This is a genomic window from Kitasatospora sp. NPDC054768 (genome assembly GCF_053612025.1).
Genome location: NZ_JBSHBN010000038.1, coordinates 1 through 14,496 on the forward strand (window position 1 = coordinate 1; position 14,496 = coordinate 14,496).

General features: G+C 73.8%; 8 protein-coding genes. 2 read left to right on the forward strand and 6 right to left on the reverse strand.

Going from position 1 to position 14,496, the window contains the following annotated elements:
- Positions 1 to 32: 32 nt before the first annotated feature.
- From ACWGKU_RS14365 to ACWGKU_RS14390, 6 genes are all read right to left on the reverse strand, one after another.
- Positions 33 to 800 carry an alpha/beta fold hydrolase gene (locus tag ACWGKU_RS14365; RefSeq protein WP_452181022.1) on the reverse strand — a complete coding sequence of 256 codons (768 nt, stop codon included), beginning with the start codon at positions 798 to 800 and terminating at the stop codon, positions 33 to 35.
- A 207-nt stretch (positions 801 to 1,007) separates the two neighbouring features.
- The gene (locus tag ACWGKU_RS14370) at positions 1,008 to 4,346 is read right to left on the reverse strand and encodes an SdrD B-like domain-containing protein (RefSeq protein ID WP_452181023.1); all 3,339 of its coding nucleotides are present in this window, start codon (positions 4,344 to 4,346) and stop codon (positions 1,008 to 1,010) included.
- Between the two features lie 214 nt (positions 4,347 to 4,560).
- Positions 4,561 to 5,115, reverse strand: a complete 555-nt coding sequence (locus ACWGKU_RS14375) for a hypothetical protein (protein ID WP_401054318.1) — start codon at positions 5,113 to 5,115, stop codon at positions 4,561 to 4,563.
- A 147-nt stretch (positions 5,116 to 5,262) separates the two neighbouring features.
- Positions 5,263 to 11,382 (reverse strand): DNRLRE domain-containing protein, encoded by a 6,120-nt coding sequence (locus ACWGKU_RS14380; RefSeq protein WP_452178845.1) that lies wholly within the window; start codon positions 11,380 to 11,382, stop codon positions 5,263 to 5,265.
- A gap of 302 nt (positions 11,383 to 11,684) precedes the next feature.
- Complete coding sequence (locus tag ACWGKU_RS14385; protein WP_452178846.1) at positions 11,685 to 11,948, reverse strand: hypothetical protein; 264 nt, start codon at positions 11,946 to 11,948, stop codon at positions 11,685 to 11,687.
- Positions 11,949 to 11,954: 6 nt separating this feature from the next.
- A complete protein-coding gene (locus tag ACWGKU_RS14390) occupies positions 11,955 to 12,191 on the reverse strand; it encodes a hypothetical protein (RefSeq protein ID WP_359898286.1) in 237 nt (78 codons plus the stop codon).
- Positions 12,192 to 12,525: 334 nt separating this feature from the next.
- Between ACWGKU_RS14390 and ACWGKU_RS14395 the strand changes: the two genes are divergently transcribed.
- Together ACWGKU_RS14395 and ACWGKU_RS14400 are read left to right on the forward strand one after the other, a co-directional pair.
- Positions 12,526 to 13,512 (forward strand): LuxR C-terminal-related transcriptional regulator, encoded by a 987-nt coding sequence (locus ACWGKU_RS14395; RefSeq protein ID WP_401054151.1) that lies wholly within the window; start codon positions 12,526 to 12,528, stop codon positions 13,510 to 13,512.
- A 124-nt stretch (positions 13,513 to 13,636) separates the two neighbouring features.
- On the forward strand, positions 13,637 to 14,452 hold the full coding sequence (locus ACWGKU_RS14400) for a hypothetical protein (RefSeq protein ID WP_452178847.1): 816 nt from the start codon (positions 13,637 to 13,639) through the stop codon (positions 14,450 to 14,452).
- Positions 14,453 to 14,496 lie beyond the last annotated feature (44 nt).

Genomic DNA, 14,496 nt, shown 5'->3' on the forward strand with positions numbered 1-14,496 from the left:
GCCCGGAGCCGGTCGGGCCGCCCCGCCCGCCGTCAACGCCCCTCGTCACTCCGGACGTCGGCACCCTGCGGAGCGGCGGAGCCGGCGATCCGGCCCAGCAGGGTGGCGAGCTCCCCGGGCATGGACAGGAACGGGGCGTGGCTGCTGGGCAGCCGGTGGACGGTGTCGGCGCGGGCGGCGAGCTCGCGCTGCCGTGACGGTTCGAGGGCCCGGTCGTGCTCGCACACGATGTAGCTGGACGGCACGGTGCGCCAGCCCGCCGTGGTCACCGGCTGGGTGAAGGACCGGACGCTCTGCGGGGTCAGCCGGGCCAGGGCGCGGTCGGCCTCGGCGGCGGGCACGTCGGTGTAGTGCACGCGGCGGGCGTCGGCGTTCGGCGGGGTGCGGCCCGTGTCGTCCTCCGGAACGGGAGCCCCGAGGAAGGAGAACACGCTTTCGCCGACGTCCAGTTGGAAGGCGGTGAGGTAGACCGCCCGCACCACGTTGGCGGCGCCCGCGATGGCCTCGGTGGTGGGGGCGCCGCCGTAGGAGTGGGCGACCGTCACCACCGGGCCGTCGATCCGCCGCAGGCGGTCGCGGATCGCGTCGGCGTCCTCCAGCAGGCCCGCCGGGCGGGCGGCATCGGGGTGGGCGCCGTCGAGGCGGGCGGCATCGGGGTGGGCGGCGGAGCTGGGCAGGTCCACGGTGTGGGTGCGCCACCCGTCGGCGGCGAGGGCGGTGCGCACCGCGTCCCAGCACCAGGCGCCGTGCCAGGCGCCGTGGACCAGGAGGAAGGCGGGGCGGTCGGGGCCGGCGGTCATCTGCGGTGGTCCTCCGTCGTACGGGGCGCGGGCGGTGGGCCTTCCGAGTATCCAGCGGGAACGTGACGGCCGTGTGACGCCGGGCGTGTCGCCCGCCGGCCGGCCCGGGGCCGTCGCGGACCGCCGCCGGGCCCGCTCCCGAACGCGCCAGTGGCGCCGCCCTCGACGGGGCGGCGCCACTGGCGTTCAGCGGGGTCCGGGTGGGCGTCAGCCGTGCCGGCCCGGTCGGCGGTAGGCGACGAAGCAGAGGGTGCCGCCGCCGAGGAGGGCGATGGCTCCGAGTGCCGCGACGAGGGTGTCGGGGGAGGAGCCGCCGGTGTGCGGCAGTTCGCCGCTCTCCGACGGGCTCGGGACGTGGGTGTGCGTGTGGGTGGCGGTGGCGGTGGCGGTGGCGGTGGCCGTCGGGCTCGGCGAGTGGGACGGCGAGTGGGACGGCGACGAACTCGGGCTCGGGCTCGGCGACGGCGTCGGCGAGGAGGTCGGCGAGGGCGAGGAGGTCGGCGACGGGGAGGAGGTCGGCGAGGGCGAGGAGGTCGGCGACGGGGAGGAGGTCGGCGAGGGCGACGGCGAGGGGGAGGTGGTCTGGAGGATCACGCCCATGTCGAGGTCGAGGTCGCGCTGTCCGCCGCTGAGGGTGACGGTCTGGGTGAGGCCGGTGGCCGGGTCGGCGTCCGAGTCCTTGGCCGGGTCGGTGCCGGCGTGCTGCTTGGTGACGGTGGCGCCCTTGGGCAGGGTGGCCAGGTCGAAGCGGACCGCATAGCTGCCGTCCGGCAGGTTGTCGAACAGGTAGTGGCCGGTGGCGTCGGTCACCGCGGTGACCGGCTTGCCGTCCTTGTCCCGCACCGGCTGGCCGGTGCCGTCCAGCAGGTGCACGGTGACCCCGGCGATCCCGGTGTCACCGGGCTTCTGGACGCCGGAGCCGTCCTTGTCCTGCCAGACGAAGTCGCCCAGCGCGTTGTTGGAGGGTGTGACCCGCTTGACCGCGACGCCGACCTTGGCGGGCTCGGCCGGCAGCAGCTGGCGGCCGGCCGCGTCGGTGGCGGTGTACGCGAAGCTGTTCCAGGCGTACTCGCCCTCCGGCGCGTCGTAGGAGGCGACCATCGGCCAGGTCAGGGTGAAGGACTCGCCGGAGGCCATGGTGCCGGGGCGGTGGATGCGGAACCAGGTGGCCGTCCCGGGGCCGGGGAAGGTGGTGCTCCAGACTGCCGCGCTGTTGCAGCCGGTGCGGTTGACGACGACGGGCTCCACGCAGGGGTTGGGGTCGGTGGTGTACTCGATCAGCACGGTCGGGTCGCTGCTGGTGATCGGCTGGCTGAGCGACGGGGTCCAGGCGCTGCCGCGCGGGGCGTCCTGGGTGAGCACGTAGGTGTCGCCCGGGGTGGGGAGCCTGTCGTAGGCGATGAAGTCGGTGACCGGGTCGGGGGAGTCGTTGCGTACGGTCATCCGGTACGAGATCCGGCCGCCCGGGGTGGCGGTGCCGATGCTCACGTAGTCGGAGTCCAGGTCGCCCTTGACCTCCTTGTACGAGCGCAGCACCGACGGCACGTCCACCCGGATCTGCGAGGAGGCGTGGCAGAGCAGCTCGGTGGTGTTGCCGTTGCCGTTGAGGTCGAGCACGTCCGGGGTGCTGCCGCTGTCGGAGCCGGAGAACATGCAGGCGACGGGGGCGGTGGGCTGGTCCACGGTGACGTAGACGTCGTTGGTGAGGTCACCGGAGCGGATGCTGTTGGCGACCTGGACGTCGAAGAGCATCCGGTAGGCCAGCTGGTCGTGCAGGTACGTCATGTCCGGCGCGCCGGCCGGCCACTCCATCCGCAGGATCTGCCGGCCGTCCGGGCCGGGGGTCACGGTGATCGACGAAGGGGCCTTGGCGTCCGGGTAGTTGGGGTCGGGCCGGGCCGAGCCGTCGATGTAGACGACGCCGGCCGGCAGCACGTCGTAGAGCACCAGCGGCCGGTCCAGGTCGCGGGCGCTGCGGTTGTACGGGATGACCTGGAAGGTCGCCCGGCCGCCGGGGGCGGACAGCTCGCCGGCGACGGTGGTCTTGGCCGCGCCGAGGTTGGTGGCCTGGGTGATGGTGGTCTGCGCGCAGGCGTTGGCCGAGGCGTTGTTGGTGCCGTCGGTGGCGGTGGTGTCCACGCAGTTGGTCAGCGGCTCGGGGGCCTGGCGTCCGTCGTGGCCGGGGGTGGCGACCTGGGTGACCAGCTGCACCGCGTTGCCCGGGCTCCAGCCGGTGGGGATCGGGCCGTTCCAGGTGAACCGGAGGCCGTCCAGCCAGCGCCCGGCCGGGATGCCGAGCACGTCGTTGGCCGGGTCGCCCGCGCCCGGTTCGAAGGTGATCCGGCGGGTGTCGGAGCCGTTGAACGGGGTGCCCGGGGTGAAGGTCTGCCAGGTGGGGTCGCCGTTGAGGCGGTACTGCAGGGTCAGCAGGATGCTGGTGGGGTTCCACGGCTCCAGCTGGAGGGACTGCGGGAAGATCCAGTTGTAGATGCCGTCGGTGCTGCCGGCCCCGGGGTCGGTGACGGTGAGGCTGGTGGCCGGTCCGGCGGTGTTGGTGGCCGACAGGCTGAAGGAGTTGAGGTCGCCGTTGACGGTGGTGTCGCGCCAGACCTTGCTGGCGGTCACCACCACGCCGGTGGCCGGCGGCTGGAACGGGCTGGTGGTGGCGTTCGCGGTGTCGAGCTGGCGCTCCGGGTCCGGCCCGATCGGGTCGCCGTGCAGGGCCACGACGTTCTCGGAGGTCGTTCCGTCCGGGAAGGAGGCCTCCGGGTAGTTGACGACCAGGACGCCGGGGATGCGGCAGCCGCCGCGCCCGTTGCCGGAGACGAACGGGCCGATGTCGTAGCCCCAGGTGTTCGGGCCGGGTGCCACCGGCGACCAGCCCGGTGAGCGGCCGGTGTCCACCACCGCGCCTGGCGGCAGGGTGTCCAGCAGCCGGCTGGTGTCCAGGTCGACGTTGGGCACGTTGTCGGTGGCGCAGGCGCTGAACTGGTAGGTGACGGTGCGTCCGTCACTGCTGGAGGTCTGGACGCCCTTGGTCACCGTGTACTGCGGCTGCACCTGGACGGCGGTGTCGGCGGTGGCGGTCTGCGAGGGCTCGCCGTTGGCCGACATGGTGGCCGAGTTGGTGGAGGTGGCGCCGTTCGGGGTGGTGAAGTTCGGGTACTTCATCGTCACCGTGACGGTGGCGGTGGTGCCCGGACTCAGGTCCTTCAGCCGGATGTCCATCGTGCCGCCCATAGCGCCCGCGGCGGGCACGGTGGAGGCGGCCACGTCCACCGAGGACGGGTCCGGCGTCCAGCCGAGGAACTGCATGTTCGAGGGCAGGGTGTCGAGGATGTTCCCGCCCGTGCACTCGGTGATGGAGCAGGTGTAGCGCAGGGTGTAGGTGACGTTCTCCCCCGGGGAGACGGTCGCCTTGTCGACGCTCTTGGTGAAGGAGATCGCGGCCTGGGCCGGTGGGGCCAGCACGCTGCTGCTCAGCAGTGAGCCCGCCACCAGCGCCAGGACCGAGACGATCCGTCCGGTCCGGTGTGGAATACGCATAGCGCGCAGTCCAGCCGATCGCCGTGCCGGGCCGGTCGGCGACACGAGGGGCGGTCGCGGCGATTCACCTGCTCGGCGGTCGCCCGCCCGGCCGCACCGCGGTCGCCGGAACGGGCGGCGGGGCCGATCATGGCGCGGGCCGCGGGCGACCGGCCCGACGGGGAGCGCCGCCCGGACCGGCCAGCCCGACGGAGCGCCCGGCCGGCCGGGCCGGTCAGCCGAACATCACGCCGGTCTCCCGGGCCAGGGTGTCCAGGCCGTAGCGGGTCACGTGCTCGGCGTTGTCCGGGTCGATGGTGCGGACGCCCTCGGCGGCGAGCCGCTCGTTGATCTCGTCCAGGTGCTGCTGGACGACCTGCTTCTCCGCGTCGGTGGTGCGGCCCTTGTGCGGCCGCCCGGCGTGTTCCAGGCTGGCGTAGTTGACCCGCTCCCGGCTGCCGGCGAGGGCCGTCGCGGAGGCGGCGGCCCGGGCGGCCGGCCTGGCGCCGCGCAGCACCTCGGCCATCGGCGCGGCCGAGGCCAGCCGGTTGAAGGTCTCGGCCTCCATCACCACCGTCTGCGGCTCCGCCCGGTCCGGGTGGTGCAGCTCGATCGTGACCAGGTCGAGCGTCAGCTCCCGCACCTCGCCCAACTCCCCGGCGAGCGCGTCGATCTCGACCGGACCGTCCGTCAGGTCGGGGTGCTGGAGCACCACCACCCGCACCAGGTCCCGGTCGTTCTCCGCGTGCCGGCCGGTCAGGTCCGAGAACCGGATGATCTTCTGGCCCATGGTCTCCCTCTCTGCCCCTGTGATCAGCCGAGAGCCTACGCCGGGATGATCATCGATGTGCACAAGCGGCCGGGCCCGGGGGATCACCCCCGGGCCCGGCCTTACCTGTCCTGCATCAGTTGGTCGTCGGAGAGGCCTCCTCCCGGCTCAGTACCGCGGGTTCACGCGGTAGATCGGACGGTCCGGCACCCACCAGTGGCTGGAGCGCCAGATCCCGAAGGTGAAGATCACACCGTGGCTGCCGCGCTTGTTGGCCGCCTTGATGAACTGCTTGCCGATCTTCTTCATCAGGTAGGACAGCGCCCACAGGACGTAGCCGGCGGCCCGGGCGACGATGTGCGGGAGCCTGCGCAGGATCTTCGAGATGCCCTGGGCGATCTTGCCGGAGACGTACAGCAGGGCACCGATCGTGTTGCCCTCGGCCCGGCTGAAGTAGGCCGTCCACTTCTTCTTCCAGTTCAGACCGGTCAGGTCGTCCATGGTGATCGGGTCGACCGGGTAGCCGTAGGCGTTCGGCGAGCCCTCCAGGACCGGGTCGGTCTGCAGGAAGCGGCCGGTGGTCGAGTCGTACAGGCGCACGCCCATCAGGGTGAGGCCGGAGAGGCCGTCGGCCTCGCGCTGCGCCCCGCCGAGCCAGCCGTACGCGGTCGAGCCGGTGGAGTCGACGGTGTTGCCGTACTCGTCGTAGTGGTAGACCGCGAGGTCCTCCAGGCCGTCCGGGGACATCTGGACGGACACGTCGCCGTGCAGGTTGGTCAGCAGCAGGATCGCGCCGCCGTCGGTGCCGGTGGCGGCCGTGAGCTGGCCGGTCAGGTCCAGGACGTCGCGGGTCAGCTTGCCGGCCGCGTCCTTGGACCAGGAGGCGCTGTCGTTGCCGCCGTCGAAGTGCTTGGTCTCCTGCTCGGTGACGGTCCAGGTGCCGTCGGTGCCCTTGGTCTCCGTGGTGCCGACCGCGAGGCGGCCGGAGGCGTCCAGGTCCCAGGTCCTGCGGGTGTCGCCGAGGGTCTCGGTGCGGACCAGGTCGTTGGTGTAGTAGCCGACCTGGGTGCCCTTCGGCAGGGCGGTGGTGCGGCCGAAGGCGTCGTACACGTAGCCGGTGTCGGTGAGGCGGTCGGCGGTGTCGTAGCCGTGGTTCTCGGCCTGGGTGACGGCGTCGGCGGTGGCCGGGTCGCAGTCGTCGGTGACGCTGGTGCGGTTGGTCCGGTTGCTGCTCCTGTCGAACGCGTAGGTCCGGGTGGAGCAGGCCAGGCCGGTGCTGTCGGCGGCCTTGGTGAGGCGGCCGGTGGCGTCGTAGGTGTAGCCGCTGGTGGTGCTGTTGCCGTCGCTCTGGGTGCGGCCGGCCTGCTGTCCGTGGACGGTGTAGTCGGCGGTGTCGGCCAGCAGGACGGTGCCCGCCTGGTTGGTGTAGGTCTTGCCGGTCTGGATGCCCCGGCTGTCGTAGCTGCTGGTCAGGGTGTTGCCGCCGGGCAGGGTCTGCGAGACCAGCCGGCCCTCGACGTCGTAGCCGGCGGTGAAGGTACCGGCCACCGAGTCGGTGAGCGAGGTGGGCAGGCCGCGCGGGTCCTTGGCGGTGTCGTAGCCGTAGGTCACGGTGGACGGCACCGAGTCGGACTTCTTCACCGGGCGGTCGAGCCGGTCGTACTCGGTGGTGGTGACGTTGCCGGCGCCGTCGTCGTAGGAGACCTGGCGGCCGAGCCTGTCGTAGCCCTGGGTGATGGTGGCCTTGCCGTTGTTGAGGGAGGCCAGCTCGCCGTTGGCGGGGTCGTAGCCGAGCACGGTGTCGGCGACCGCGGTGCCGGTGCCGCCGCTGACCGAGATCTTCACCGGGCGGCCGGCCGCGTCGTAGCTGCGGGTGGTGGTGCGGGTGACGCCGTTGGCGGTCTCGGTCTGGACCGTGACGTTGCCCCAGCGGTCGTACTGGAAGGTCTTCGTCGGCAGCTGCGGCGGGTTGCCGCCGCCGCCGGCGACCTGGGCGGCCGGGGCGATCGAGCAGACCAGGTCGGCCCACTCGGGGTGGCCGGCGCAGGCGCCGGTCCCGGTGCCGGTCCAGTAGGTGGTGACGGTGGTGGCCGCGTCGGAGCCGGTGGAGTTCGGGCGGCTCTGCGAGGTCACCCGACCGCTGGCGTCGTAGCCGGTGGCGGTGGTGATCTTCAGGCCGGCCGGGTCCTGGACGGACGTGACGGGCAGGCCCTGGGCCCAGTCGTAGCCGGTGGCGGTGGTGCGGGTGTCGGCGTCGGCGGCGTAGCCGTCGATCCGGGCGCCGACCGTCACCGAGGTGGCCATGTCGCTGACCGCGGCGCCCGCCGGGCGGCCCTCGTCGTAGCCGCTGACGGTGTGGGCGCGGGCCGCGACCTCGGCGCCGGCGGCGAGCGCCGGGGAGGTGCCGGAGGCGGCCACGTCGTGCTCCAGGGTGACCAGCTGCAGCGGGTCGTACTGCTCCAGCAGGCGCTTGCCGTCGGCCGAGTGGAGCGAGGTGGAGGAGAGCACCTGGGCGCGGTCGGCCGTCGAGCGGCCGGCGATGCCGAGGGCGCGCAGCTTGTTGAGGTCGTTGCCGGTGGTGGCCAGGGCGAGGATGCGGTTCTCCGCGGAGAGGGTCCGCACCGGGCTGCCGTAGGCGTTGTACTCGGTGGTGGTGATGCCGCCGCCGGGGGTGGCGGTGTTGACCTCGCGGCCGGAGGCGTTGGTGTACGTCACCGAGGCGCGGTTGTAGCCGGCGGTGCCGAGCGCCTTGCCGTCGTGGGTGGCCGGGACGGCGTCGGGCGGCAGCACGGCGGTGGCGTCGGTCGGGGCGTCGGTCTGGCCCCAGGCGGCGACGTCGGACGGCGCCAGCGGGTACGGCGCGTTGGCGCCGCTCAGCGGGACGTCGTAGACCACCGAGGTGGTGGCGGTGCCGTCGGTGACGTCCTTGCTGCCCTGCTTGAGGGTGGGACGGGAGGCGGCGAGCAGCATGCCGTCGCCGGCGGTGGCGGCGTTGCCGGCCTTGCCGTACTCCAGGGTCCACGGCAGCTCGCCGGGGTCGGTCACGGTGGTGACCCGGCCGGCCGCGTCGTAGCCGTACGCGGTCTTCAGCGCCGGGCCGGTCCGCGGGTCCCACACCTCGCGCAGCCGGCCCTGGTCGTCGTACGCGTACTGCGAGACGACGACGGGGGTGGCGGTGGCGGCGCCGGGGTCGGTGGACCACAGGCGGATCTGCTTCACCTGGCCGGCCGTGTCGCCCGGGGCGGAGGCGGTGGCGGTGGTGGTGTCGGCGTAGACGTACTCCAGCACCCGGCAGCCGGCCGTGGACGGCACGGCGGCGCAGTTGGCGGAGGCGGTCGCCGAGGAGGGCGCGACGACGTACTTCGGGCGGGCCAGGGTCTTTCCGCCGGAGACGACCTTCTCCGAGACCACCGAGGTGGTGGAGTTGTCGCTGGGCAGCGAGGAGCCGGAGGCCTGCCAGGTGGTGGCGGCCGGGTCGACCTTGGCGAAGGTGACCGTGATGCCCTCGGTGTCCTTCAGGGTGAAGGCAGTGGTGAACGCGCCGGTCAGGGTGAGGTTCTCGGCCCCGGGCTCGGGCTTCCAGCCGCCGGCGCCGGTGGCGGTGAAGCCGACCTCGGAGCCGTCCGCGGAGACCACCGAGAGGGAGGTCGCCGAGGTCTTGCGGACGTAGGAGTAGTCGGCGTCGGTGATCTCGGCGGTGGTGCCGGAGCTCCACTGCGGGCCGAAGATCGCCGCCTGGCCCTCCTGGGCCGAGCCGTTGGCGGGCCGGCGGGAGGAGAAGGAGCGCTCGGCGTGCAGGCCGAAGGCCTCGGCGTCGGTCTCGGACAGGGTGAGGTCACCGGTGAGGGTGTTCACCGATCCCGGGCCGACCTTGGTCTCCGGCGCGGTGCCCGCGTTGCGGTCCACCGTGACGGTGTTCGGCTCGGTGGCGTCGGTGGCGGTGCCGTCGGTGAACACCGCGCGGACGTCGACCGGGCCGTTCTCGGCCAGGGTGTCGGTGATGTTCCAGGTCAGCGCGGCCGCCTTGCCGCCGGGGGCGGGATGCGGCCAGGCGGTCACCGGCTGGCCGGCGGTGGTGGTGACGTTGGCGACCGGAACGTCCTTCCAGGCGTCCGTCTCGCCGCGGCGGTACTGGTAGCGCACCCCGGTGTAGGTGCTGTTGCCCTCGGCCTGCAGCGAGGTGCGGCGGGCCGGGCGCTCGCCCGCGCCGGGCGCGACCAGGGCGGAGCCCTTGCCGGCGTAGAAGGCGTAGGTCCTGTCGGCGGAGACGTTGCCCGCGGCGTCCCGGCTGTGCGCGGTGACGGTGTGGGCGCCCGCCTTGAAGGTGAGCTTGGCGTTGACCGGCGTGCCGGTGGTGGCCGCGGTGACCCAGGCCCCGCCGTCCAGCTTGTACTGGACGTCCTTCACGTCGCTGCTCGGCGGGGTGAAGGTGAAGGTGCCGCTGTAGTCGCCGTTGGCGTCCGGGGTGCCCGCCCACTGGCCGGCCGGGAAGTCGCCGGAGGAGACGGTGGTCGCGCCGGGCGCGGTGGTGTCCACGGTGAGGGTGCGGAAGGCGGACCAGGCGCTGTTGGCGGTGCCGTCCCAGGAGCGGGAGCGCCACTTGTAGGCGCCGGCCGGCAGCGCGGTGCCCGGGGTCCAGGTGAACGTGGCGCCCGAGGCCGCCATGGCGGTGCGGCCGGACTGCAGCGCGGCCGTGCCGTTGGACGCCCAGAGCTCGAAGTCGAGGGCTATGTTGCCGCCGTCGGGGTCGGTCGCCTTGGCGGACAGCGTCGGCGTGGAGTCGCCGGTGAGCGCGGCGTCGGCCGGGGAGATCAGGGTGGAGACGGCCGGCGGGGTGTTGTAGGTCACCGACAGGTACGGCGTGTTGGACGTCGCGTTGCCGGAGTTGAACTTCTTCCAGCCGTACGGGTCGCTCTCGTCGGTGGCCCGGATGCCCAGGGTGTTGTTGGTGTTCCCGTTGGCGGCCCAGGCCTTGACCAGCGAGGTGATGTCCTGGTTCACCCAGCCGTCGTTGCAGGAGCTGGAGTAGCCCTTGGTCGCGGTGGAGGTCGCCCACTTCTTGTTCCAGCCGGGCTGGGCGGTCCAGCGGGTGGCCGTGGTGGCCGTGCCGGTGTCCCAGACCTCCCAGCTCTTCGCGGTGCAGGACCAGCTGTGGAAGTTCCACAGGTTGAGCTTGCCGCCGGTGATCTGCTTCCCGCTGATCTTCGCCATCGGGAACTGCAGGAACGACCGCGCGACCTGGCCGGAGCCGTTGTTGCCCAGCTTCAGCTCGGTCTGCGAGGAGACGTCGGTGGCGTAGCCCTGCTGCACGAAGGTGTCGAAGCCGACGCCGATGTTGACCGCGGGGTCGATGGTGACCGGGTACGTGGTCTTCGGGTCGGTCAGGAAGGCGGCGTCCGGGGTCAGCGTCAGGTCGATCGCGTTCCCGTTCTGGGTGACCTTCAGCGCGACCGGCGCGGTGCGGGTGTGGTCGCCGCTGCGCTCGTCGACCTGCGCGTCCCACATCACCGGGGCGGGCAGTTGGCCCTTCTCCTCGCCGGTCTTCGGGTCGAGGAACGACACCGAGTCGTCCGGGTTCTGCCGGGCCCGCAGGCCGGCCGCGTCCAGGGTGAGCGTCACGCTGCCGTTGGCGGCCACCGCCGAGCGGTCCTTGAGCTCCAGGAACTGCTCGAAGCCGGTCCGGGTGGACTCGACGACCAGGTCGGTGGCGGTGAGCGCGTTCGCGTACCGGGCCCTGGCGCCGTCCACCGAGGGTTCGGGCAGGGCGCCGCGCCAGGACAGCGACATGGCGGTGCCGTTGCCGTTGTCCAGCGAGACCAGCGGGGTGGTCGGGGCCTTCGGGTCCCCGGCCGGGGCGCCGGCCGCCTTGAACGCCGACGCGGCGGCGGGCGGGGTGGCGCCGGCCAGCGAGAGGTCGAGCGGGTGGCCCTTGGCCTTGACGCTGCCGTCCGGCTGCCGGGCGAGGTCGGTGTCGATCGGCTGGAGCCTGCCGGACCTGTCCTTGTAGCGGACCGGCCCGGACGCGAGGTCCAGGGTCGTGGTGCCGTCCGGGTTGATCCAGGTGGTGGTCGACTCGGTGCGCTCGTCCACGACCTCGATCCGGCGGTTCTCCAGCCGGGCCTTGAGGTGGGCGGTGGCGATGTCCTTGGCCTCGGCCGGGCCCAGGGCCTTGGCGGGCTTCGGGGCCTGCTCCGTGGTGACGGCCACGGCCTGACCGGTCGTCATGATGACGGCGGCGGCCTCGACGGAGAGCACCACGGCCAGCGCGACGGCGGTGTTGCGCAGCACGCCGTTGCGACGGCGCTGCGTGGAGGGGGGCGGCGAGCCGGCTTCGGACCGGTGCCGTGATGATCCGCCCGGGGGGGCGTGACATGGAACTCCTCGATTGTTCTCTGCGGGAGGGGAGGGGGGTGGAGGAACGGGGGCACGGCCGGGCCGCCGACGGCCCGTCGGCCATGCCGGGGTAAAGCGGTAGCAATGAACCGGCCAACTTCCGGGCCGGGTGGGATCGGTGGAAACCCGTCCGGAACAGCGGAAACCGTTCGGGCGGGACGACGGGTGGCCGACGCGGACCCCGTCGGTCGGCGGGACTACCGGAGGCCGGACGGGGTCCGGCCGGTGAGCGCCAGCGCCCGGTCCAGCAGGCTCTGCGCCCGAGCCAGAGCCGCCGTCTCGTCGGGGGCGCGGACGTAGAGCACCAGGCCGATGCCGTCGGGGACGGCGCGGGCGCGCACGTGCTCCAGACCGTCGTCCGGGCCGGCGCACGCCCACAGCCCGACCTGGACCTCCGCGGCCGCCGCCTCCCCCGAGGGGTCGGCGGCATCGGTCGGCAGCGTCAGATGGACCGCGAACACGGCAGGTCAGACTTGCCCGACGGCGGCGTCGGCCGACGGGCCGTCCCAGCCGATCGACCGGGTGGAGGGGGTGTCCCAGCCGATCGAGAGAGCGGCGGGGCCGTCCCAGCCGATCCCCCCGCCCGGGCCCTGGGCGGCGGACGGGGCGGCGTCGGGGGCGGTCGAACCGGCGGCGAAGGCCGGCGCGACGGAGCCGGCGAGGGCGAGGGTCAGGAGGACGGCGGCAACTGGACGGACGGACACGGGCGAGTCCTGTTCTGTGCGGGAACTGCGCTGAGGGAGACCGCAGTTCTGGGTGTCCGGAAAGACGGGGAGTGCGCGCACCGGGAATCCTCCCGTTCCCCGGCCCGTCACGGGAAGCGAATCCGCGGGCAGGATCAGGACAGGCAGCATGCTGCAACACCGCACCGGGCAGCGGCCCGAATTCCGCCTTTGTGCGGGCCCCGCCGAGGGCGTCGACGGCCCGGGTGGGGCGTTGACCGGATCATGCCCTTGCGAGGGCGTTCCGGCCGAAGGAATGATCAGCCCCGGGCCGACCGGGCATACGGAACCGTCCACGGGGATCAGGGGTCGAGAAGTGCTGGAACTGCTGGGGCTGGATGCCACTGCGGAAGCCGTCTACCGGGAAATGCTCGCCGACCCCGAGGGCGGGGTCGCGGAACTCTGCGAGCGGCTCGGCCTCCCCGAGGCCGCCGTGCGCGCGGCCCTCGACCGGCTCGCCGACCTCACCCTGCTGCGCGCCTCCCGCGAACGGCCCGGCACCCTGCGGCCGGTCAGCCCGGAGCGCGGACTGGAGATCCTGCTGCGCCGTCAGGAGGAGGAACTCGCGCGCCGGCAGCAGGAGGTCGCCGCCTCCAAGGCCGCCGTCGCGCGCGCCCTGGGGGAGTACGCGAAGGTACGGGCCGACAACCCGGTGGGCGACCGCGAGCGGCTGCTCGGCCTGGACGCCATCCAGGACAAGCTGGAGGTGCTGACCTCCCGGCTGACCAGCGAGGTCCTGGCGGTGATGCCCGGCGGCGCCCAGTCCGCGGCCAGCCTGGCCGCGTCCCGGCCGCTGGACGAGGACGCCCTGCGGCGCGGGGTCAGCCTGCGCACCATCTACCAGGACAGCATCCACGACGCCCCGGAGACCCTCGACTACGTCCGCTGGATGGCCGGCCTCGGCGGCGAGGTGCGGACCGCGCCGGTGCTGCCGCCGCGGATGCTGGTCTTCGACCGGAGCACGGCCGTGGTGCCGATCGACCCGGAGAACACCCGGGCCGGCGCGCTGTGCACCAGCGAGCCGGGGATCGTCGCGTCCCTGGTCGCCCTGTTCGAACAGACCTGGGAGACCGCCGTCCCGATCGCCGACGACCGGGACGGGGTGGCCCCGCTGAGCCTGACCGCCGGGGAGCGCGAGCTGCTGCGGCTGCTGTCCACCGGGCTCACGGACGACGCGGCGGCCAAGCGGCTCGGCGTCTCGGTGCGGACCGTCCGGCGGCAGATGGCCGCCCTGATGGAGCGCCTCGACGCGGCGAGCCGCTTCGAGGCCGGGCTGAAGACCGCCCGGCGCGGCTGGTTGTAGCCGCCTCCCGGCCGGGCGGGGCCGCCGCGGACCGGTTCCGGGATTCGCCGACGGGCCGTCCGGGTACGCCGTACGCTCGGGGCGCCGGCGGTCGGCCGCCGCCCGGGGCCCGGAGGAGGACGGCGTGGACACGGCTGCGGAACGCACGTCCCCGGGCGGGCACCGGACCGACCCGGTGCTCGTCGACCGCGTCACCGAGGCGCTCCTGCTGGCCGGCCTGCCCGTCGGGTACGGCGGACACGGGCCCGGCGTCCACCTGCGCCCGGCCCGGCCGCACGACGACTCCGACGACTGCGCCGGACTGATCGCCCTGCACTGGGAGCCCGGCCCCCGGCTGGCGGCCGCCGCGGCCATGGAACAGCCCCAGCAGCCGGCGTTCGCCGCCCGACGGGTCGTCGGCAGCACCATGCGGAACGCGCTCGCCGAGTTCCTGCCGGCCTTCGGCATCGAGGTCGTGGCCGGCCGGCTCGGCGGGGAGACCAGGGTCGGCCGGGCCGACGGACCCGCTCCGGCCACCGGCCAGGACGCCGCCGCCCCGGCCCCGGCCGGCTCCCGCCCGCAGGACCTCGGCATCGGCGCGGACGTCGTCGCCGCGGTGCGCCGCACCGCCGGGCTCGCCGGCCTGCCGGTCGCCGACCACCTCCACGCGCCCGGCATCACCCTCACGCCGTGCCCGGCCGTCGAGGACGGGGACGACACCACCGGCGTCGCCGACCTCCACTGGAACCCCTCCCGCCGGCTGTCCGCCGCCGCCGACGGCGACACCCCCGCCGCGGAGCGCGCCGCCCGGGCCCGCACCGCCGTCCAGGACGCGATGCGGCACGCCTTCGGCGCCGTCCTCGGCGCCTGCGGTCTCGATCTCCAGTGGCGCCGCCCGGCCGCGCTCCCGTACCAGCTGCGCGCCTACGGGCTCGTCGACGAGCTGCCGGTACGGCGCTGACACCTGCCGGGCCCCGGAGGGTCGGCCTGCTGGTGCGGATCCCC

What these genes read in the sequence shown, in the direction of transcription:
- ACWGKU_RS14370 (WP_452181023.1), bottom strand. Translation starts at nt 4,346, where the DNA reads ATGCGTATTCCACACCGGACCGGACGGATCGTCTCGGTCCTGGCGCTG.
- ACWGKU_RS14365 (WP_452181022.1), bottom strand. Translation starts at nt 800, where the DNA reads ATGACCGCCGGCCCCGACCGCCCCGCCTTCCTCCTGGTCCACGGCGCC.
- ACWGKU_RS14375 (WP_401054318.1), bottom strand. Translation starts at nt 5,115, where the DNA reads ATGGGCCAGAAGATCATCCGGTTCTCGGACCTGACCGGCCGGCACGCG.